The organism is Pseudomonas sp. WS 5410 (assembly GCF_012985645.1).
Lineage (GTDB): Bacteria > Pseudomonadota > Gammaproteobacteria > Pseudomonadales > Pseudomonadaceae > Aquipseudomonas > Aquipseudomonas shahriarae.
The window spans coordinates 112,617-132,654 of sequence record NZ_JAAQWS010000007.1; the positions used below are offsets into that span (position 1 = coordinate 112,617).

General features: G+C 62.3%; 18 protein-coding genes. 6 read left to right on the plus strand and 12 right to left on the minus strand.

Features of this window, described 5'->3' with window-relative positions; all coding sequences use genetic code 11:
• Positions 1 to 107 precede the first annotated feature (107 nt).
• Positions 108 to 1,532 (minus strand): PLP-dependent aminotransferase family protein, encoded by a 1,425-nt coding sequence (locus HBO24_RS12625; RefSeq protein WP_170059812.1) that lies wholly within the window; start codon positions 1,530 to 1,532, stop codon positions 108 to 110.
• 206 nt (positions 1,533 to 1,738) lie between these two features.
• Entirely contained in the window at positions 1,739 to 2,500 is a 762-nt protein-coding gene (locus HBO24_RS12630; RefSeq protein WP_170059813.1) for an SDR family oxidoreductase, read from the minus strand.
• 226 nt (positions 2,501 to 2,726) lie between these two features.
• Here HBO24_RS12630 and HBO24_RS12635 point away from each other — a divergent pair, with 226 nt between their 5' ends.
• Positions 2,727 to 3,734 carry an NADP-dependent oxidoreductase gene (locus HBO24_RS12635; RefSeq protein ID WP_057438886.1) on the plus strand — a complete coding sequence of 336 codons (1,008 nt, stop codon included), beginning with the start codon at positions 2,727 to 2,729 and terminating at the stop codon, positions 3,732 to 3,734.
• 157 nt (positions 3,735 to 3,891) lie between these two features.
• On the opposite strand, the gene pyrF is transcribed toward HBO24_RS12635, so the two are convergent.
• From pyrF to HBO24_RS12685, 10 genes are all read right to left on the minus strand, one after another.
• Positions 3,892 to 4,590 (minus strand): orotidine-5'-phosphate decarboxylase, encoded by a 699-nt coding sequence (gene pyrF, locus HBO24_RS12640; RefSeq protein WP_057438885.1) that lies wholly within the window; start codon positions 4,588 to 4,590, stop codon positions 3,892 to 3,894.
• 240 nt (positions 4,591 to 4,830) lie between these two features.
• Complete coding sequence (locus HBO24_RS12645) at positions 4,831 to 5,892, minus strand: AI-2E family transporter (protein ID WP_057438884.1); 1,062 nt, start codon at positions 5,890 to 5,892, stop codon at positions 4,831 to 4,833.
• 72 nt (positions 5,893 to 5,964) lie between these two features.
• Entirely contained in the window at positions 5,965 to 6,783 is an 819-nt protein-coding gene (locus tag HBO24_RS12650) for a DUF4892 domain-containing protein (RefSeq protein WP_057438883.1), read from the minus strand.
• Between the two features lie 102 nt (positions 6,784 to 6,885).
• On the minus strand, positions 6,886 to 7,740 hold the full coding sequence (locus HBO24_RS12655; RefSeq protein WP_057438910.1) for an alpha/beta hydrolase: 855 nt from the start codon (positions 7,738 to 7,740) through the stop codon (positions 6,886 to 6,888).
• The gene (locus HBO24_RS12660; RefSeq protein WP_057438882.1) at positions 7,737 to 8,540 is read right to left on the minus strand and encodes an alpha/beta hydrolase; all 804 of its coding nucleotides are present in this window, start codon (positions 8,538 to 8,540) and stop codon (positions 7,737 to 7,739) included. Before HBO24_RS12660 ends, HBO24_RS12655 begins: the two co-directional genes overlap by 4 nt.
• A 97-nt stretch (positions 8,541 to 8,637) precedes the next feature.
• On the minus strand, positions 8,638 to 9,081 hold the full coding sequence (locus tag HBO24_RS12665; RefSeq protein ID WP_057438881.1) for a hotdog fold thioesterase: 444 nt from the start codon (positions 9,079 to 9,081) through the stop codon (positions 8,638 to 8,640).
• Between the two features lie 30 nt (positions 9,082 to 9,111).
• Positions 9,112 to 10,779, minus strand: coding sequence for an AMP-binding protein (locus HBO24_RS12670; protein ID WP_057958999.1), 1,668 nt, complete (start codon positions 10,777 to 10,779; stop codon positions 9,112 to 9,114).
• Between the two features lie 240 nt (positions 10,780 to 11,019).
• Complete coding sequence (gene sixA / locus HBO24_RS12675) at positions 11,020 to 11,469, minus strand: phosphohistidine phosphatase SixA (protein ID WP_057958998.1); 450 nt, start codon at positions 11,467 to 11,469, stop codon at positions 11,020 to 11,022.
• Positions 11,466 to 11,813: a DUF4389 domain-containing protein gene (locus tag HBO24_RS12680; RefSeq protein ID WP_057438879.1), complete on the minus strand. Its 348-nt coding sequence runs from the start codon at positions 11,811 to 11,813 to the stop codon at positions 11,466 to 11,468. The genes sixA and HBO24_RS12680 overlap by 4 nt, the downstream gene beginning before the upstream one ends.
• Before the next feature lie 10 nt (positions 11,814 to 11,823).
• Entirely contained in the window at positions 11,824 to 12,849 is a 1,026-nt protein-coding gene (locus HBO24_RS12685; protein ID WP_057958997.1) for an NAD(P)H-dependent glycerol-3-phosphate dehydrogenase, read from the minus strand.
• Positions 12,850 to 13,044: 195 nt separating this feature from the next.
• Here HBO24_RS12685 and HBO24_RS12690 point away from each other — a divergent pair, with 195 nt between their 5' ends.
• The 5 genes from HBO24_RS12690 to fabB all read left to right on the plus strand — a co-directional run bounded on the left by HBO24_RS12690 (position 13,045) and on the right by fabB (position 19,993).
• Positions 13,045 to 15,165, plus strand: coding sequence for a TonB-dependent receptor (locus HBO24_RS12690; protein ID WP_170059814.1), 2,121 nt, complete (start codon positions 13,045 to 13,047; stop codon positions 15,163 to 15,165).
• A gap of 1 nt (position 15,166) precedes the next feature.
• A complete protein-coding gene (locus HBO24_RS12695; RefSeq protein ID WP_232545156.1) occupies positions 15,167 to 16,099 on the plus strand; it encodes an ABC transporter substrate-binding protein in 933 nt (310 codons plus the stop codon).
• On the plus strand, positions 16,096 to 17,997 hold the full coding sequence (locus HBO24_RS12700) for an ATP-binding protein (RefSeq protein ID WP_170059815.1): 1,902 nt from the start codon (positions 16,096 to 16,098) through the stop codon (positions 17,995 to 17,997). The genes HBO24_RS12695 and HBO24_RS12700 overlap by 4 nt, the downstream gene beginning before the upstream one ends.
• Before the next feature lie 248 nt (positions 17,998 to 18,245).
• Positions 18,246 to 18,761, plus strand: coding sequence for a 3-hydroxyacyl-[acyl-carrier-protein] dehydratase FabA (fabA, locus tag HBO24_RS12705; RefSeq protein WP_057958993.1), 516 nt, complete (start codon positions 18,246 to 18,248; stop codon positions 18,759 to 18,761).
• A gap of 11 nt (positions 18,762 to 18,772) precedes the next feature.
• Entirely contained in the window at positions 18,773 to 19,993 is a 1,221-nt protein-coding gene (gene fabB, locus HBO24_RS12710) for a beta-ketoacyl-ACP synthase I (RefSeq protein WP_057438874.1), read from the plus strand.
• Positions 19,994 to 20,038: the final 45 nt, after the last annotated feature.

The window sequence follows — 20,038 nt, forward strand, 5'->3', positions numbered from 1 at the left end:
AGTCCTCTTGGGGTGGCGAACGCCAGCAAGCCCGGTATCCATGCAACGAGATTCGCAATCCCGGGCCCTGCAACACAAGACGTTGGCGCCACAATAATGGCAAAAAGCTACATCCCCGTCGTTTTCAGAATGGTGGAGGTCGATCCTGTGGGGCCCATGGCTTTGAACAATGCCAGGGCCCGATGATCGCAAGCATAGGCCACATTGATCCGCAGCCATTCAGCGTGCTCGCCGGTCGGGCTGAACAACTCGCCGGAAGACAGCAAGACCCCAAGCTGTCGGGCCCTTGCGTGCACCCTTGAGCCATCCCCTGAACCCGGGCGCGCCCACACAAACATGCCACCTGCGGGCACCGCAAAGACCTCCCACTCTTCATCCTCCAGCACCTGCAAGGTCTTCGCCATCTCCGCGCTCAGCCGTCGGCGCAGGCGCTGTACCCATTTGCGGTAGGTGCCGTTGGTCAGGAGACTGGCCACCATCGCTTCGGCAAAGCGTGAGGTGCCCATACCGGTCAAGGTCTTGAGCTTGAGCAATTGGCTGATGAGGGCCGTGCTGGCGGTGAGATAGCCAACCCGCAGGGCGCTGCTCAGGGTCTTGGAAAAGCTCGAGACATAGATCACCCGATCATCATGGGCCAACGCCGCCAGACGGGTACAGGAAGCATGTTGCAGGTCGCCGTAGACATCCTCCTCGACAATCAGGAAGTCCCGAGTGTGGGCCAGGTGCAACAGACGCTCGGCGACCACCCGCGACAGGCTGGTGCCCGTCGGGTTGTGGTAGAGGCTGTTGATGAACAGGCACTTGGGGCGGTGGCGGGCCAGCAGCGTTTCCAGGGCCTGGATATCCGGGCCGCTGCGAGTTCTGGGCACCTCCAGCAACATGACACCGTGGAAAGCCAACTGACGATACAGGTTGCCGTAGCCAGGGCTCTCGACCACCACCGTGTCGCCGGCCTTGAGCAAGGTGCGGATCAGCAGGTCCTGGGCATGGCTCGCGCCGTGGGTGGTGAGGATCTGCTCGGCAGTGCTGGCCACCTGGATCTGTGTCAGGCGCTTGTGCAATTGCTCACGTAACGCCGGCAACCCCAGGGGCGTGCTGTAATTGAAAACCCCAGCGGTATCGGTACGGCTGATTTCGCGAATCGCATAACTGATGTCATCACTTTCACGCCAGGAGTCCGGCAGCCAGCCGCACCCCAGCTTCAATTCTCCCAACTGATTATCGGTAAAGGCCCCCCACCTGCGTTCTGCCCCCTCATACCACTGGCACTCCGCCAATGGGCTGCTGACCACCGGTTGCTCGGCGATAACAAACCCCGAACCGGCCCTTGAGGCCAAGACCCCTTCGGCCACCATGCGCTCCAGCGCCTCGATCACACTGGATTGACTGAGCAGGTTGTCCTGGGCCAGTTGCCGGATGGAAGGCAGGCGCGTTCCGGGGCTGACCCCGCTCTCCCGAATCCATGCGGCAATGGCGCTGACAATTTGCTGAACCACCGGTACAAGGGCTTGTCGATTGATCCCTAAATCCATGAGCCACCCCCCTTCAACTGTTTGGCATTTAACTCAAAACAGTTAAGCACAGAAGGCCAGGATCACCCTGTTCATAAATTTATTAAATCATTGATTTTATTGGGTTATTTACCTATTGAAACACAATAGCCCAGGGCATCTTGCCACCTGCGGAAACGCCCCACAGCACTGGAAATCACTTTCTCAGTAGTGCACGGCGACCCGTCCTAAATAGCCGTCGCACCGCCATCCACGGCCAATGCCTGGCCAGTGGTGAACGCGGCGCCATCGCTGCACAGATACAGCACCGCGCTGGCGATTTCCCCGACCGTGCCAATGCGCCCGACCGGGTGCATGGCGGCGGCAAACTCAGCCTTGCGCGGATCGGCTTCATAGGCACGACGGAACATGTCGGTGTCGATCACCGCCGGGCACACGGCGTTGACGCGGATTTTCTTTTTCGCGTACTCGATGGCCGCCGACTTGGTCAGGCCAATCACCGCATGCTTGGACGCCGCATAAATACTCATCTTCGGCGCAGCCCCCAACCCCGCCACCGACGCGGTATTGACGATCGCCCCACAGCCCTGGGCCAGCAGCAACGGCAGCTGATACTTCATGCACAACCACACGCCCTTGACGTTGACCCCCATGATGGCGTCGAACTCATCCAGGGTGCCATCGGCCAACTTGCCCTGTTCAATCTCGATGCCGGCATTGTTGAACGCATAGTCCAGGCGACCATAGCTGTTCAGCACTTGCTGCATCAGTTGCTGCACATCCGCCTCCAGGGTGACGTTGCAGCGCACGAACAACGCCTCGCCGCCCGCCTCGCGGATCAACGCGACGGTGCCCTCTCCGCCCGCCACATCCAGGTCGGCGACCACGACCTTCAGGCCTTCGTTGGCGAATGCCAGCGCCGTGGCGCGGCCGATACCGTTGGCAGCGCCGGTGACCAGGGCGACCTGGCCGGAAAACGTCATGCTCATTGCTTATATCCTTGGATGAATGCCCGTGGGCCCAGCATAGCCAGGGCCAGGCGCCGCGCGTCAGCACTATCAGAGGGCCGGTTGAGCGCCCATGCACGGCAGTGATAAGCCTGCCGGGCCCACTATCAACCCAGCCTATCGCCGGGCATTCGCAGGTATCGGCCGACCTTGCTCCTGGCGCCTGGAAGGTCTATCACTTGAGGTCCATTTATCCAGAGTCCTTGCCATGACTGCCCAGACCAACCGCCAATTCCTGCTTGCCAAACGCCCGGTCGGTGCGGCCACGCGGGACACCTTTACCTACCAGGAAGTGCCGGTGGGCAACCTGGCGGACGGCCAGGTGCTGGTGCGCAACGAATACCTGTCCCTCGACCCAGCCATGCGTGGCTGGATGAATGAAGGCAAGTCCTACATCCCGCCGGTCGCCATCGGCGAAGTCATGCGCGCCTTGGGCGTAGGCCAGGTCATCGCCTCGAACACGCCGAAATTCGCGGTCGGGGACTACGTGAATGGCGCCCTGGGTGTACAGGATTACTTCCTCGGCGAGCCGCGCGGTTTCTATAAGGTCGATCCGAAACTGGCGCCGCTGCCGCGCTATCTGTCGGCGCTGGGCATGACCGGCATGACCGCCTACTTTGCCCTGCTCGACACCGGCGCGCCCAAGGCCGGCGATACCGTAGTGATTTCCGGCGCCGCCGGGGCGGTGGGCAGCATTGCCGGGCAGATCGCCAAGATCAAAGGCTGCCGCGTGGTAGGGATTGCTGGCGGCGCCGACAAGTGCAAGTTTTTGCTGGAGGAACTGGGGTTCGACGCGGCCATCGACTACAAGCACGAAGACGTGCCGGCGGCCCTCAAGCGCGAATGCCCAAAAGGCGTGGACGTGTATTTCGATAACGTCGGCGGCGATATCCTCGACGCCGTGCTCAGCCGCCTCGCGTTGAAGGCGCGGGTGGTGATCTGCGGGGCCATCAGCCAGTACAACAATAAGGAAGCCGTGAAGGGGCCGGCCAACTACTTGTCACTGCTGGTCAATCGGGCGCGCATGGAAGGGTTTGTGGTGATGGACCATGCGGCGAACTTTGCCGCCGCCGGGCAGGAAATGGCCGGCTGGATGGCGCAAGGCAAGCTCAAGAGCAAGGAAGATATTGTCGAGGGACTGGAGACGTTCCCTGAAACGCTGATGAAGCTGTTCAACGGCGAGAACTTTGGCAAGTTGGTGCTGAAGGTCAACTGACACCCCACAGCGCCCTTGTGGGATCGGGTGCCAAGCGGCACACCGTAAGCAACTGTGGGAGCTGGCTTGCCTGCGATAGCATCACCTCGGACTGACTGAAAAACCGAGGTGCCTGCATCGCTGGCAAGCCAGCTCCCACATTTTTAGCGCAAAGGCATCAGGCGATTTCGGCAACCACCGCCGCCAGGGCCTTGGCCGGATCGGCCGCCTGGCTGATCGGACGACCGATCACCAAGTAATCAGAACCCGCATCCAGCGCCTGGCGCGGCGTAAGAATCCGCCGCTGATCGTCCTGGGCGCTGCCCGCCGGACGAATCCCCGGGGTCACCAGTTGCAGCGTAGGATGGGCAGTCTTCAACGCCTGGGCCTCCAGCGCCGAACACACCAGGCCATCGAGGCCGGCTTTCTGCGCCAGGGCCGCCAGACGCAGTACTTGCTCCTGGGGCTCGATATCCAGGCCAATACCGGCCAGGTCCTCACGCTCCATGCTGGTCAGCACGGTCACACCGATCAGCAACGGCTTGGGACCGCTGCGCTGATCCAGCACCTCACGGCACGCGGCCATCATGCGCAGGCCGCCGGAACAGTGGACGTTGACCATCCACACACCCATCTCGGCCGCGGCCTTGACCGCCATCGCGGTGGTGTTGGGGATATCGTGGAATTTCAGGTCGAGGAACACCTCAAAACCCTTGTCACGCAGGGTGCCGACGATTTCTGCGGCACAACTGGTGAACAGCTCCTTGCCGACCTTGACCCGGCAGAGCTTGGGGTCCAACTGGTCAGCCAGCTTCAGTGCGGCGTCACGGGTAGGGTAATCCAGGGCGACGATGATAGGAGTCTGGCAGACGGACATTGGAATGGGCTCTCAGGCAAGTCGAAATCGGCGCGGATTGTAGCGCAAGCAGCGGCTTTGCGGGATCCGATGATCGGTAAATCCTCGGCAAGCGCCTATTTTTCTGGGAGAACCGACTAATATTTCAAAGCAGATACATTCACGACACGCCTGCAACATGCCCCGACAGTAGCCTCGCCCGCAGGTGACGGCAAAAACGTGACTACCCTGGACCTAGCCATTGCCGGCTCCTACAAAGGATCAGCTCACCTTGTCCTCGCGACGAACCTGCGCCTGAGTCGCGCTCCAATCCGTCAACAGGCTATACGCCACCGCCAACAAGGTCGGCCCGATAAACAAGCCGATAAAGCCAAACGCGATCAAGCCACCAAATACCCCCAGCAACACGATCACCAGTGGCAGGTTACCGCCGCGGCTGATCAGGTAGGGCTTGAGCACGTTGTCTACGCCACTGATGATGAATGTGCCCCAGACGCCGAGGAACACCGCGTAGGTGTAATCGCCCTTCCATACCAACCAGGCCGTGGCCGGGATCCAGACCAGGGGCGGGCCCATGGGGATCAGGCTGAGCAGGAAGGTGACGATGCCCAGCACCAGTGCCCCGGGCACGCCGGCAATCAGGAAGCCGATCAGTGCCAGCAATGCCTGGGCGGCGGCGGTGCCGATCACGCCGTTGACCACCCGTTGCACCGTACCGGCCACCAGGTCGATGTAGTAGCCGGCGCGATCACCGATCAAACGCTCCAGCAGGCGGTGGACGAACATCGCCAGGCGTGGCCCGTCGCGGTAGAAAAAGAATACAAACACCAGGCTGAGGGTCAGTTCGAGGATGCCACCGCCGATCTGCGCGCTGCGGGCCAGCAGCCAGTTGCCGACCTGCCCCAGGTAGGGCTTGATCGTGACCATCAGGGCCGCGCCCTGCTGGTCGATGCTGTCCCACATGCCCACCAGCCGCTCTCCCACAAACGGGATCGAGCCCAGCCAGGTGGGTGCTTCGGGCAGGCCGTCGACCTGGACGTCCTTGATCAGCGCCACGGCATCGCGCACATGGTCGGCCAGGTTGAAGCCCAGCCACACCAGTGGCACTGCCACCAGCAACATCCAGCCCAAGGTCAGAATCCCCGCTGCCAGGGACTCACGGCCGCCCAGGGCGCGGGTCAACAGGCGCATCAGCGGCCAGCTGGCAAACGCCAGCACCGCGCCCCAGAACAGCGCCGACCAGAACGGCGCCATCACCCAGAAACTGGCACCAAACAGCACCAGGAGCAGGATCTGCACCAGCAGGCGATCATTGTTGAGCATGTGCTTTCTCGAAAAGAAGTCTGTTGAGGGAGAGCTTAGGCGAACGGCGCGGGTCCGTTCGCCCTGGAACGATCAGCGGATCACTTGCAGATGCAGGCCCTGGGTCTCGCCAGTAGCGGTTTCCAGGCGCGCCGCACGCACGCCCTTGTCGATCAGGCCCTGGCGCCAGGCTTCAGCGTTGGGTCCGCTCAAACTGACCCGCAAGGTGGTGTCGAGGTTCAATCCACGGGAAATCAGGGTCAACCATGTTGCGTCGGGCTCAGCCCCCAGCAAAGGAAAATCCAGGTCGCCGGTGCTTTTCAGTTCGCGCAGCAGTGTGGCAGAGGTCGGCAGCAATTGCCCCAATGGCGCGCTGGCGTCCATTTGCTCCACATGCAGGTAAGCCCGGCGATTGCCGCGGGTGATGCCGTACAGCGCCACCAGAGAGTTGTCCTGAGGGGCGGCCAGGCGCAGCAAGAGGAATTCCTGCTGGCCATCGGCGCCGACCAGCTTGGCATTGCCCAACACTTCATTGGCCCAGAGGCTGCTTTCGCCACAATCGCGGGCCTGGCACCAGAACAACAACTGCGCGCCCTGTTCTTGCAACGCCTCGCGCGTGGCTTTGAAGGCCGTGCTGGAACTGTGCTCGGCAGGCAGTTCATAGGTGATGGCGGTTACTTGGCCACGGGCCGTGGCCTGACCGTCGTAGCGCAACTGGCCGCTGATCTTGCGGATCGCGCCCATGGGGTAGATGCGTTCTTTTTCTTCGGCGGGACGGTAGTCGACAATCTGCGCATCCACCTGACGGGCCACGCTGGGCAGATCCTGGCTTCCCGGTAGATCAGCAGCGAAGACCAACGGGCTGATGCAGCACAGCCCAAGCACACGGATAATTCCCTTGGCACTACTCATCGGATCGGTGCGCCTGGGCCGGTGGATGCCTTCGCGGTATTCGGATTGTTCATGGTTGACTCCCTTTCAATCCGCCCAGCCTCGACAGTTGCCCCCGCCAAGTCAAGGCGCGGTGAAGAACCGATTGAAACAGTCTGCAACAAGAACCGCTCCCGACTCGTCATTCAGGTGCAAATGATGGCCACCTGCAAGGGTGGTGACAGTGAACGGCACCTGCGCAAGCAGCTCGGGATGTTTGGCCAGCATGCCTTCTTGCGCGACCACCAACTGTGCAGGGCACGCCACTCGACGCACGAAGGCCATGGCCTGTTCTTCCGTCAGGCGTATTGGCGAGGCCAGGGTCAGGCGGCTGTCACTGCGCCAGGTGTAGCCGCCCGGCACCGGCATCAAGCCGCGCTGGGCCAGGAGTTCCGCGGCTTCACGGCTGACGGCCACCACGCCTTTCATTCGCGCTTCCACCGCCCGGTCGAGGGTGCCGTACACCGGTTTGCGTTTGTCCTGCAGGTTGATTTGCGCCTGCAGGGCCATGCCCAGGCGCTCGGCGGGGTCCTCGCCGGTGGCGGTCGGCGGGATCACGCCGTCGATCAATGCCAAGTGCGTCACGCGCTCCGGCATGGCCCCGGCCAGCACCGTGGAAACGACTGCCCCCAGGGAGTGGCCAAGTAATGCAAAACGTTTCCAGCCCAGCTGTTCGGCCACTTGCAGCACATCAAACACGTAATCCCACAAGGCGTACCCCGCCCCAGCCGGGCGGTGGGCCGAGTGGCCGTGACCGGCCATGTCCAGGGCGACAATGCGCAAACCCTGCAGCTTGGGCGCCAGGCGCGCAAAGCTGTTGGCGTTGTCCAGCCAGCCATGCAGGGCGATCACCGGCAGGCCGTCTTCCGGGCCGAACAGATGGGCCGCCAGCTCAATGTGCGGCAGGCTCAGGCGCACTTCTTCGACAGGCGTGGTCATGCGCAACTGCGCTCGCGGGCTTCCCAACGGGTAAACAGGTTCTTGATCAGGGTCGCCGTGTCCTGCGGCCGCTCCAGGGGAAACATGTGGCCGCCGGGCATGGTCAGCATCTCGCCCATGGGCAGGCGTGCGACGCCGCTGGCGTGATGGCGCATCACCACCCGGCTCTGCCGGCCGCGTACTACGGCCAGTGGCACTTTCAATTGGCGGGTCTGGCCGGGGCTGGTGTGTGGCACGCCCCGATAAATGCTGATTTCCGTGGCCGGGTCGAACCGCAGGCGCAGGCGATCGCCGACCTGGTGCAGACCATGTTGCAGGTAGGCCTCCAGGCAGTCCGGGTCAAACCCGCGAAACAGTGTCTTGCCGGAAAAATACTGACGCGCAGCGTCCAGGTCGCTGAACTCTTCGCGCCGGCCCAGGGTGCGGCCAGCCGGGGTCAGGCGGTCGATCAGGCCAAAACGCTTGGCCGCGCGGATCACCCAGCGGTCAGCCAGGGTCAGCACCGGCGAGTCGAGCATCACCACCCCGCGATACAACTGCGGGCAACGCAGGGCCGCGTGCAAATGCAGCACCCCGCCCAATGAGTGGCCGACGCCCCACACCGGCTCCGGCTGCTGCTCCAGGTGGTGGATCAGTTCGTCCACCAGGTTCTGCCAATTGTCATCCACCGGAAACCGCGGGTCGTGGCCGTGCTGCGACAGGTGCGCCACCGCGTACTCCGGGGCCAGGGCATCGAACAATTTGCCGTAGGTCGCCGAAGGAAAGCCATTGGCATGAGTGAAAAACACATGTTGCGACATAACCAACCCATCATCCAAAACAGAATTCGATTGTCCTCACGCCTGGTCGCTACAGCAATGACTGTAACTGCCAGGAATGATGACACTCACGCCACACCTATCGCGCCGGCGGGTTCTCGCCCAGGGGCACCACGGCCATGGTCAGGCGCGACACACAACTGGCCTTGCCCTCGTCACTGGTCAGGCGGATGTCCCAGACATGGGTGGTGCGCCCGATATGGATCGCCCGGGCCACCGCCGTTACCCGCCCGGAACGCAGGCCACGCAGGTGGTTGGCGTTGATTTCCAGGCCCACGCAATAGAACTTGCTGGCGTCGATGCACAGGTAGCTGGCCATGGAGCCGACCGTTTCGGCCAACACCACCGAGGCCCCACCGTGCAGCAGGCCATAGGGTTGATGGGTGCGGTGGTCGATCACCATGCTGGCGGTCAGGGACTGGTCGTCGAAGGTCTCGAAACGGATATCCAGCACTTCACCAATGGTGTTTTTCTGGATGGCATTGAGTTGCTCGATATTGGGGAGGGTGCGCCACAGGCTCATTGCAGTGTCCTTGTTGATTTTATTGGGTGCTCAATCCTGCCACAGCACTGCCTCGGAACGCGCGCTCCAGGCCTGGAACTGTGGGCCGTAGGTTGACTCGATCACGTTGCGCTTGATCTTCAGGGTCGGTGTCAGAAAGCCGTTTTCCACGGCCCAACTGTCTTTCACCACCACCAGTTGACGCAAGCGCTCATGTTTATCCAGCACCTGGTTGACCTCTTCCAGCAGGCGCTCCAGGCTGCCATGCAAAGATTGCCGGGCCTCGCCGGCGGCCTCCTGCTGGCCCACTGCAGACAGCACGCACAAACCCATCGGCGCGCTCAGGCCATCACCCACCACACACACCTGCTCAATGCGCCCGTGCTCCGCCAAGCGGTTTTCGATGGGGGCCGGGGCGACGTACTTGCCCTTGCTGGTCTTGAAGATCTCCTTGAGCCGCCCGGTCAGGCGCAGGCGGCCTTCGGCATCCTGCTCGCCCTTGTCGCCGGTACGCAGGAAGCCGTCTTCGGTGAGGGTCTCGGCAGTCTTCTGCGGGTCCTTGAAGTAACCGAGCATGGTCGCGCCGCTGCGCACCTGGACTTCACCGGCCGGGTCAATGCGCACCTCCACGTCCGGGCACGGCAGGCCGATCCAGCCAATCTTCTGCTGGCCGGGGCGACAGACATGGGAATAACCACAGCTTTCGGTCATGCCATACACCTCCAGCACATCCAGGCCCAGGCGCAGGTACCAGCGTAGCAACGCCTCAGGCACCGGCGCCGCGCCGGACAGGGCCACCCGCACGGCGTCCAGGCCAAGCCCGGCGAGCACCTTGCGCCCGACGCGCTTGCCGATAAATGGCAGGCGCAATAGCAGCTCCAGGCGTTTTTCCGGGATTTTGCCGTACACCCCCATCTGGAACTTGGTCCAGATCCGTGGCACGCCGAACAAGGCCGTGGGCCGGGCGCGTTGCAGGTCGGTGAGGAAGGTGTCGAGGCTTTCGGCAAAAAACACCGTTTGCCCGGTGTAGATCGCAGCCATCTCGACAAACATGCGCTCGGCCACATGGCACAGCGGCAGGTAGGACAGCAGCCGGTCGCCCTCCCCCAGGCCGAACAGCTCGGTGCCTCGGGTTGCCGCAAACGCCAGGGCGCCGAAGGTGTGCATCACGCCTTTGGGCAGGCCGGTAGTGCCGGAGGTGTAAATGATGGTGGCCAGGTCAGTGGCAGCCGGCGCCGGGTCATCCTGGATCGGTGAGCAGGCCTGCAGGTCGGCCCAAGTGAAGTCGAACGGGCCCTCAGGGCACAGCGGCAGGCTGATGGTCGCAAGCCCGGCCTTGATGCCTGGGGCCATGGCCGGCCAGTCGTCGAGCTTGCCGATAAACACCAACGCCGCCTCGGAGTGCTCCAGCACGTGGGCCACGGAGTCGGCGGTGAGGTTGGGGTACAGCGGCACCGAGACATGCCCGGCCATCCAGATCGCCAGGTCGGCGATAATCCAGTGCGCGCAGTTTTTCGAGATCAGGGCAATGTGCGAGCCCTGGGGCAACTCCCGTGCCCGCAGCCAATGGGCGGCGCAACGGGCCTGGTGGCCGACCTCGCCCCAGGTAAGGGTCTGCACCTCGCCGCCACCCGTGGGCTGGACCAGGAAGCGCTGGCGCGGATGGCGCGCCTCACGTTCAAAGAAGACCTGCAGCGGCAAACGAAAAGCGACAGACATGGGACGCGCTCCTGTGTGTTCCGATGGTAGCCAACCAAGCACTTGCTTGGTGGACTATTCCATGCACACAGGAGCACTGCAAGTCGCTTGCGGGCAGAACGCAATCAAACTGTGGGAAAGGGCTTTTGTGGGAGCGGGCTTGCTCGCGAATGCGGAGTGTCAGCCAATACATTCATTGACTGATGCACCGCATTCGCGAGCAAGCCCGCTCCCACAGTTGATTGTGTTGTGCCTTAAAAATCAGGGGTTTTTCACGTTGTTGAGGCTCATCAGCCCCGCCAGCGGGAAGTCCCCTTCCAGCTCCGCCAGGCTGGCGGTGTGCATCGGTTGCGGCTGGCGCTGGTGCCCGTGCTGCAAAAAGCTGATCAGGTTGCCCACCAAAGGCTGATGGCTGACCAGCAGCACATTGTCATCGGTGTCGAGTTTTTCCAGGACTTGCAGGGGGTTGCCGTCCGGCGTCAGCCACGACACGGTGCGGATTTCTGGCACAAACCCCAACGCCTCGCGCACCAACTGGGCAGTCTGTTGCGCCCGCACATAAGGGCTGGCGATGATCGCGCTGATGGGCTGGCCGATCAGGTGCGCGGCGCTGTGCAGCACTTCTTCGCGGCCACGCTCGGTCAGGTTGCGCTGGGCATCGCTGGGTGCATGGGACTCGGCTTCACCGTGGCGCAACACCCACAGCTTCATAGCTTGGGCTCCTCATCGCGCACCGGGTGCGGGGCTGGCGGCACGCTGTGGGCGGCTTCGCCTTCCGGGGCGCGCGGGGTTGGCCAATCAGCAAAGGGCCAGGGTTTCTGCTCACTGTGGAAACTGCCAAAACGGCCAATCTGCGCGAGGAACTGGCTGAGGCTGTCGCCAAAGTTCATCAGGCCCAGGTTCGGTGCGCCGTAGATCAGGCGGTAGATCAATTGCACCACCACCAACGCCCCGAGGATGAACTGCGCTACTTGCCAGACCAGGGCAAACACCAGCATCCACAGGATGCGCAGGGCAATGGATTCATACTTGGGTGCTGCTTTCGGATCGTTCATCGCGGGTTCCTCAGTTGAAACCACTGGTGGAAATAAAGTCGACATCAGTCTTGGGCTCGGCACGCATCAGCAACTCGATGACCTGGTTCAAGGTGCGCCCTTCAAACAGGATCGCGTGCAGGCCGGCGACCAACGGCATATAGACCCCGGTTTCCTGGGCCTTGGCCTTCAGTACTTTGAGAGTATTGACCCCTTCGGCCACTTCACCCAGGCGGGTGACGGCATCTTCCAGGCTCAGGCCCTGGCCCAGGGCGAAACCGACCTGATAGTTGCGGCTTTTCGGTGACGAACAGGTGACGATCAAGTCGCCCACCCCGGCCAGGCCAAGGAAGGTCATGGGGTTGGCGCCCTGGTTGACCGCAAAGCGGGTCATTTCCGCCAGGGCGCGGGTAATCAGCATGCTCTTGGTGTTTTCCCCCATGCCCAGGGCCACCGCCATGCCGGCGATGATGGCGTAGACGTTTTTCAACGCCCCGCCCAGTTCTACGCCAAAGCGGTCAGCACTGGCATAGACACGGAAGGTACGGCCATGCAGCACGGCCTGCACCTGTTCGCACAGGGCCTCGTCTTCACTGGCGACCACGGTCGCGGTCAAGGCATGTTCGGCCACTTCCCGCGCCAGGTTCGGCCCGGAGAGCACACCAATGCGCGCCTGGGGCGCGATTTCTTCGAGGATTTCGCTCATCAGCTTGAAGGTCTGGGCCTCGATACCTTTGGTCAAGCTGACCAGCATCTTGCCCGCCAGCCGCTCGGCATGGGGCGCCAGCACCGAGCGCAGGGCACTGGAGGGCAGCGCAACGAAGCACAGGTCGCAGTCATCCAGGGTGGCCTGCAGGTCCGTGACCGGCGTGACCGCAGCGTGAATCTTGATGCCCTTGAGATAACGGGGGTTTTCGCGGTTGACCCGGATGGCCTCGGCCTGTTCGGGATCGCGCATCCACTGGCGCACCTGATGGCCGTTTTCGGCCAGCAGATTAGCCACGGCGGTACCAAAACTTCCGCCTCCCAGGACCGCAATTGGGCGCTGTTCAGTCATATGCAATCCGTTAATCCATAAGCAGTGGCGATGGCGGCATTATACGGGCCGGCCAGACGGCGACCAGCCCTTCTGTGTTTTCCGCATTTGTCGGAAAATGGCCGAATAGACCACAGTAATTGCGATGGTGCCGACTGGCAAAAGCGCCCGCCTCAGTTAACATGGGCGGCTATCCGCAATTATCAAGGCCGTGCCGTGTATTTGGGCCCTCCTCCTCGTTCATCTCTGTTTCTGGCGCTGTTGGTCAGCACGCCGTTGCTGGCCGACGATCTGTTCCTCGACAACCAGCCACTGCCCCAGGTCCTGACGGCGACCCGACTCAAGCAGTCGGCCGCCGCCGTACCTGGCAGCATGACGGTGATCGACAGCGAACTGATCAAGGCCAGCGGCGCGCGGGATATCGCCGAGTTGCTGCGCCTGGTGCCGGGGATGATGGTGGGCTACACCTCGGGCAACCAGGCTGCCGTCAACTATCACGGCACCAACGCCAGCGAAGCGCGGCGCATGCAGGTGCTGATCGACGGCCGCTCGGTGTACCGCGCCGGCCTGGCCACGGTGGACTGGAGCGATATTCCGGTGGCCATGGAGGATATCGAGCGGATCGAGGTGTTCCGTGGGCCCAATACCGTCAGCTACGGCGCCAATGCGCTGATGGCGGTGGTCAATATCCTCACCCGCTCGCCGGCCAACAGCCAGGGCACTCGGATGAAAATGATCCGGGGCGAGCGCGGGATCAACGATTGGTATGCCAGCCAGGGCCTGGGCTGGGACACCGGCAACCTGCGGCTGTCGCTGTCCGGGCAGCAGGATGACGGCTTTGACAGCAACCGCGTGGGTGCCGACTACCGCGACAGCCGGCGCCTGAGCCGCTTCAGCCTGAAGGTCAGCCAGACCCTCGACCAGCAGCAAAGCATCGACTGGCAGATCAACGCCAAGGAAGGGACCAACCAGCGGCCATACACCTACAGGCCGGTCTTTGCCGAGATTACCGAGGGCGGTACCGATTCCGACGTCAGCGCCAAGGACTACGCCGCCTCCCTGCGCTGGAACTTCGATTTCAATCCCGACCACAGCCTGTATATCCAGGGCTCGGCGCAGCAATGGGATCGCCGGCAGATCTGGAAGGCCTGTGATGCCAAGGTCTCGTTCAGCCCGCAGTTGACGCAACTGTGGCAAATGAACCCCAACTACGCTGAAAAGTTGGCGCGGCACATGCTGATTTACCAGGGCGGTACGCCACCGCAGGGCTCCCCATCTGAGCAGGCGCTGGCCCGGGAGGTCATCGAACAATGGAATAAAGACGGCAAGAAAAGTGTCTGCGGCAATATCGACCAAAGCACCAAGGAAAGCCGCTACGACCTGGAAGTGCAGGACACCCTGAGCCTGTCCGACAGCCTGCGCCTGGTCAGCGGCATGAATTACCGCTACGACCGCGCCGACTCCGACACCTACTTCAATGGCCGGCTGGACGACACCACCTGGCGCCTGTTCGGCCACCTCGAATGGCGCGCCAGCGAACACTGGCTGTTGCAGGGCGGGGCGATGTATGAAAACACCCAACTGAGCGATAGCTCGCTGACGCCCAGGGTCGCAATCAATTACCTGATCAACCCGCGCCACGGGCTGCGGGCGGTGTACTCCGAAGCCATCCGCTCGCCGGACATGTTCGAGAACAACGTCAATTGGAGCTATAAGGTCACCAACCTCAGTTCCCCCACCTACGGGCAGAACTCCGGCCAGTATTTCGTCAAGACCCGGGGCCCGGGCAACCTCGACAAGGAACTGATGCGCTCCCGGGAACTGGGCTATAACGGCTTTTTTGCGGATTTCGGGCTGAACCTCGACGTCAAGCTGTTCTATGACGAAATCACCGGCATGATCAGCGAGCCCCTGCGCAATAACCAGTACATCGCCAGCAACAGTAACAGCTCGCGGTTTACCGGCACCGAAACCCAGCTGGACTGGCACCTGAGTGCCGCCGACCGCCTGCGCCTGACCTATGCTTACGTGGATGCCCACGCCAGCAACGCGCTGGACCGGCAACAGACTGCGCGAAACAGCGGCTCGGCCGGCTGGATGCGCGAGTGGGGGCAAGGCTGGTCCAGCGCGCTGTTCTATTATGGCAACGACGCACTCAACCAATATCGCTTTGAACGGGTCGATATGCGGGTCGCCAAACGCATCGCCCTGGGCAAGGCCAACCTGGAGCTGGCCGGCATGCTGCAACAACGCCTCGACCGCCAGCCCACTACCCATGTCGACAATAACTACGACCAGCGCCATGTCCTCTACTTCAGCGCGGAGTTAGAGTTCTGACATGAACCCTGCCCAGTCAAGGATGACCGCCCTCTTCGGCGCCAGGTTCTGGCGCCGCTGCCTGCTGCTCGTCAGCCTGGCATTGGCCCTGCCCGCGTGGAGCGCCGAAATCCTACTGACCGCCGCCGAGGATGGACCCGGCGTGCAGGCATTCACCCAGGCCCTGCGCGAACAGCGCCCCGCCGATAGCGTCACCTTCAAGGCCCTGCAAGACATGCCCGCCCCCGGCCAATTACCGACCAGCACCCGCCTGATCCTGCTGGATCTGCCGAGCCTCGACTGGCGCCTGCAGGACCCCCAGGGCCCGGCCACCCTGGTGCTGCGCATCAGTCGCCTGCAAGCCCGCGAGCGCCTGGGCAGCCATGTGCCCGGCAAGATCAGCCTGCTGTGGAGCGATCCGCCCCTGGACCGGCAACTGCGCCTGATCGCCAATATCCTGCCCCAGGCCCGGCGCATTGGCGTGCTGTACGGTAGCGACAGCGAATTCCTGCTGCCGGAACTGCGCCAGCATGCCGCAGCCCTGGACCTGGAAATCGTCGCCCAGCACTGGGACAACATTAATGACAGCCGCCCGCTGCTCAGCCTGTTTAAAAACAGCGATGTGTTGCTCGGGCTGGATGATCCCCAACTGTACAACCCGAAAACCGTGAAAAACCTGCTGTTGAGCAGCTACGCCAGGCAACTGCCACTGATCGGTCCCAATGCCGGCTTCGTGCGGGCGGGCAGTCTGGCCAGTACCTACAGCGATCAGGCCGACTGGCTGAATGTGCTTGACCGCCTGCTCGATCACGCGCCGGCCGGCTGGCCGCGCTCGCTGTACCCGGAACACTTTAAAGTCGTGGGCAACCCGCAAGTGGCGCGCTCGCTGGGGATCGAAGTGGTGGACGAGACCACCGTCGCAACCCGATTGGCCGAAGGGGAAAAACACCCATGACCTTGGTTCGCCGCTGGGATATCAACACCCGCACCCAGATCATCACCCTGGGCCCGGCCCTGTTACTGACGCTGCTACTGATCAGCTTCTTTACCTTCGTGCGGATCCAGGACTTGCGCCAGGAACTGGACCACACCGGCCAACTGATCGCCAACCAGTTGGCCCCGGCCACCGAGTACGGGGTGATCTCCGGCAACAATGACGTGCTCGACAGCCTGCTGCGGGCGACGCTGGCCACGCCCCATGTGCGTTTCCTGGAAATCCAGGACAGCGCGGAAAACATCCTGGTGTATGTCGAGCAGCCGTCGGAAAAGCATGACCGTTCGCTGTCGGTGAAAGTCTTCCAGGCGCCGATTCGCCTGCAGCATATCCAGCTGGGCAACGATTTTTTCCAGGACAGCACCGCGCAACCCAAGGCGCCACGGGCCGACTATCTGGGACGGGTGATTGTCGGCATGTCCAATGACGCCTTCAGCCAGCGCCAACAGGAAATCCTCTTCAAGGCCGGGATCCTCGCGCTGTTTGCCCTACTGTTCACCTTCCTCCTGGCGCGCCGCCTGGCCTCCAGCCTGTCGCAACCGATCAGCGCCATGGGCCATGCGGTCAAGGCAATCCAGCAGGGTGATTACAAGACCCCGCTGCCGATTGTCGACGACTCCGAGTTGGGCGACCTGTCACGGCATATCAACAACCTTGCCGAAGGCCTGCACCATGCCAGTCGCGAACAGCAGCAGGCCATGGCGCAGTTGATTCAGACGCGGGAGGAAGCCGAGCGCGCCAACAGCGCCAAATCCGACTTCCTGGCGATGATGAGCCATGAACTGCGCACGCCGATGAATGGCGTACTGGGCATGCTGCAACTGCTCGAAACCACCGCCATGACCGACGAGCAGACCGAGTACGCCGCGCTGGCCTCGGAGTCCACCGAACACTTGCTCAAAGTCATCAACGATATTCTCGATTTCTCGCGTATCGAACGCTCGGCCCTGGAGCTTGAGCATATTCCGTTCAACCTGGTGGACCTGATCAACAGCTGCGCCCAGGCCTTCCAGCACAGCGCCATACAGCGCGGGCTGGTCCTGGAGTTGCCGATCCCGCCGGGCATGGAAGCGCTGCGCGTGCAGGGCGACCCGACGCGGATCCGGCAGATCCTGGTGAACCTGATCGGTAATGCGCTGAAATTCACCGAACAAGGCACGGTCAGCGTCGAGCCGAACTGGCAGACCCTGGACCACGAACTGCTGTGGTTCACCTGCACCGTGCGCGACACCGGGATTGGTATTTCGGCCGAGCGCCTGGAACTGATGTTCGACGCCTTTCAACAGGCGGACAGCTCTATCTCCAGGCGTTACGGCGGCACCGGCCTGGGCCTGCCGATTGCCCGGACCCTGGCCGAGCGCATGGGTGGCACCTTGCGCGCCCAGAGCAAGGAAGGCCTGGGATCGGTGTTTACCCTGGAAATTCCCCTGGCGATCTGCCAGCAGAGCCTGCCGCAGATTGCTCCGGACGCGCAGCACAAAGCCGGCGCCGGTGAAGGCCGCCATGTGTTGCTGGTGGAGGACAACCCGGTCAACCGCACCGTGGTCCAAGCCATGCTGCGTAGCCTGGGGTTTGAGGTGAGCGTCGCCACCGACGGCGCCGAAGCGATCCGCAGTGCCGAGAGCCTGATCTTCACCGCGATCCTGATGGATTGCCGGCTGCCGGTGATCGACGGTTATGACGCCACCCGCCAGATCCGCCAATTGCCCGGCTGCGCCGACCTGCCGATCATTGCCCTGACGGCTAATGCGTTACAGGGCGATCGCGAAGCCTGCCTGGCCGCCGGAATGAACGATTACCTGGCCAAGCCGTTCAAACGCACGGATTTGCAGCAAATCCTACAGCGCTGGGTGCATTAGATGGGCAGCATCAGCCAACTGCGACTGGCGTGAAAGACGAAAGTGCGGCAGTCTTAGGCACCCGAGCGGGCCTATAAATGAGTCCGGTTTAAAATTTCAGTGCACAAGTGTACATTCATGTCCTTGATGCTGTGACTTTCACTACAACGCAATAGTCTACCTGTAGGCTGCCGACGTGAGGCAAGCACGCTTCAGTCGGTCGGGAAGATTTACCCGGCCCTGCCGCATGGGATTATTGAGGAGCTCGCATGACCAAACAAAACGCCTTTACCCGGGAAGACCTGCTGCGCTGCAGTCGCGGTGAGCTGTTCGGCCCAGGTAACGCGCAACTGCCCGCCCCCAACATGCTGATGGTGGATCGCATCACCCTTATCAGCGAAGAGGGTGGCAAGTACGGCAAAGGTGAATTGGTCGCCGAGCTGGATATCACCCCGGACCTGTGGTTCTTCGCCTGCCATTTCGAAGGCGATCCGGTGATGCCGGGCTGCCTGGGCCTTGATGCCATGTGGCAGCTGGTCGGCTTTTTCCTCGGCTGGCAAGGCCTGCCAGGCCGCGGTCGTGCCCTGGGTTCGGGCGAAGTGAAGTTCTTTGGCCAGGTCCTGCCGACCGCCAAGAAAGTCACCTATAACATTCAAATCAAGCGCGTCCTCAAGGGCAAGCTGAACCTGGCCATCGCCGATGGTTCGGTGAGCGTCGACGGTCGCGAGATCTATACCGCCGAAGGCCTTCGCGTCGGCGTGTTCACTTCCACTGACAACTTTTAAGGGTTATCCGCATGCGCCGCGTCGTTATCACTGGTCTGGGCATCGTTTCGTGCCTGGGCAATGACAAAGAGACCGTCTCCGCTAACCTGCGTGCAAGTCGCCCTGGCATCCGCTTCAACCCGGAATATGCCGAAATGGGTCTGCGTAGCCAGGTTTCCGGCTCCATCGACCTTCCCCTCGAAGAACTGATTGATCGCAAGATCTATCGCTTCGTTGGCCATGCCGCAGCTTATGCCTACCTGGCCATGAAAGACGCGATTGCCGACTCCGGCCTGAGCGACGACCAGGTGTCCAACGTCCGCACCGGCCTGATCGCCGGCTCCGGCGGCGCGTCGACCTTGAACCAGATGGAAGCGCTGGACATCCTGCGCGAGAAAGGCGTCAAGCGCGTTGGCCCGTACCGCGTCACGCGGACCATGGGCAGCACCGTTTCCGCGTGCCTGGCCACGCCCTTCCAGATCAAGGGCGTGAACTACTCGATCTCCTCCGCCTGCGCCACCAGTGCTCACTGCATTGGTACTGCGGTCGAGCAGATCCAGTTGGGCAAGCAGGACATCGTGTTCGCCGGTGGCGGTGAAGAAGAGCACTGGAGCCAATCGTTCCTGTTCGACGCCATGGGTGCACTGTCCACCCAGTACAACGAAACCCCGGAAAAAGCCTCCCGTGCCTACGACGCCAAGCGTGACGGTTTCGTCATCGCCGGCGGTGGCGGCATGGTGGTGGTCGAGGAGCTGGAACACGCTCTGGCCCGTGGCGCGAAGATCTACGCGGAAATCGTCGGCTACGGCGCGACTTCCGACGGCTATGACATGGTCGCGCCAAGCGGCGAAGGTGCCATCCGCTGCATGCAGATGGCCATGGCCACCGTTGATACCCCAATCGACTACCTGAACACCCATGGCACCTCCACTCCGGTGGGCGATGCCAAGGAAATGGAAGGCGTGCGTGCGGTATTCGGCGACAAGGCTCCGGCCATCAGCTCCACCAAGAGCCTGTCGGGTCACTCCCTGGGCGCCGCAGGCGTTCACGAAGCGATCTACTGCCTGCTGATGATGGAAGGCAACTTCATGGCCGGCTCCGCCAACATCGACGAGCTGGACCCAGCCGTTGCCGATATGCCGATCCTGACCAAGACCCGTGAAGATGCCACCATCAACACGGTCATGAGCAACAGCTTCGGCTTCGGTGGCACCAATGCCACCCTGGTGCTCAAGCGCTGGCAGGGTAAGTAATACCCCGCAGGTTGTGCTTATGAAAACGCCCCGACTGGTTCGGGG

Coding starts and splice junctions, on each gene's coding strand:
- HBO24_RS12660 (WP_057438882.1), bottom strand. CDS start 8,540: ATGTCGCAACATGTGTTTTTCACTCATGCCAATGGCTTTCCTTCGGCG.
- HBO24_RS12650 (WP_057438883.1), bottom strand. CDS start 6,783: ATGAGTAGTGCCAAGGGAATTATCCGTGTGCTTGGGCTGTGCTGCATC.
- HBO24_RS12695 (WP_232545156.1), top strand. CDS start 15,167: ATGAACCCTGCCCAGTCAAGGATGACCGCCCTCTTCGGCGCCAGGTTC.
- HBO24_RS12635 (WP_057438886.1), top strand. CDS start 2,727: ATGACTGCCCAGACCAACCGCCAATTCCTGCTTGCCAAACGCCCGGTC.
- fabA (WP_057958993.1), top strand. CDS start 18,246: ATGACCAAACAAAACGCCTTTACCCGGGAAGACCTGCTGCGCTGCAGT.
- sixA (WP_057958998.1), bottom strand. CDS start 11,469: ATGAAGCTGTGGGTGTTGCGCCACGGTGAAGCCGAGTCCCATGCACCC.
- HBO24_RS12630 (WP_170059813.1), bottom strand. CDS start 2,500: ATGAGCATGACGTTTTCCGGCCAGGTCGCCCTGGTCACCGGCGCTGCC.
- HBO24_RS12670 (WP_057958999.1), bottom strand. CDS start 10,779: ATGTCTGTCGCTTTTCGTTTGCCGCTGCAGGTCTTCTTTGAACGTGAG.
- HBO24_RS12685 (WP_057958997.1), bottom strand. CDS start 12,849: ATGACTGAACAGCGCCCAATTGCGGTCCTGGGAGGCGGAAGTTTTGGT.
- HBO24_RS12625 (WP_170059812.1), bottom strand. CDS start 1,532: ATGGATTTAGGGATCAATCGACAAGCCCTTGTACCGGTGGTTCAGCAA.
- HBO24_RS12680 (WP_057438879.1), bottom strand. CDS start 11,813: ATGAACGATCCGAAAGCAGCACCCAAGTATGAATCCATTGCCCTGCGC.
- HBO24_RS12655 (WP_057438910.1), bottom strand. CDS start 7,740: ATGACCACGCCTGTCGAAGAAGTGCGCCTGAGCCTGCCGCACATTGAG.
- pyrF (WP_057438885.1), bottom strand. CDS start 4,590: ATGTCCGTCTGCCAGACTCCTATCATCGTCGCCCTGGATTACCCTACC.
- HBO24_RS12665 (WP_057438881.1), bottom strand. CDS start 9,081: ATGAGCCTGTGGCGCACCCTCCCCAATATCGAGCAACTCAATGCCATC.
- HBO24_RS12700 (WP_170059815.1), top strand. CDS start 16,096: ATGACCTTGGTTCGCCGCTGGGATATCAACACCCGCACCCAGATCATC.
- fabB (WP_057438874.1), top strand. CDS start 18,773: ATGCGCCGCGTCGTTATCACTGGTCTGGGCATCGTTTCGTGCCTGGGC.
- HBO24_RS12645 (WP_057438884.1), bottom strand. CDS start 5,892: ATGCTCAACAATGATCGCCTGCTGGTGCAGATCCTGCTCCTGGTGCTG.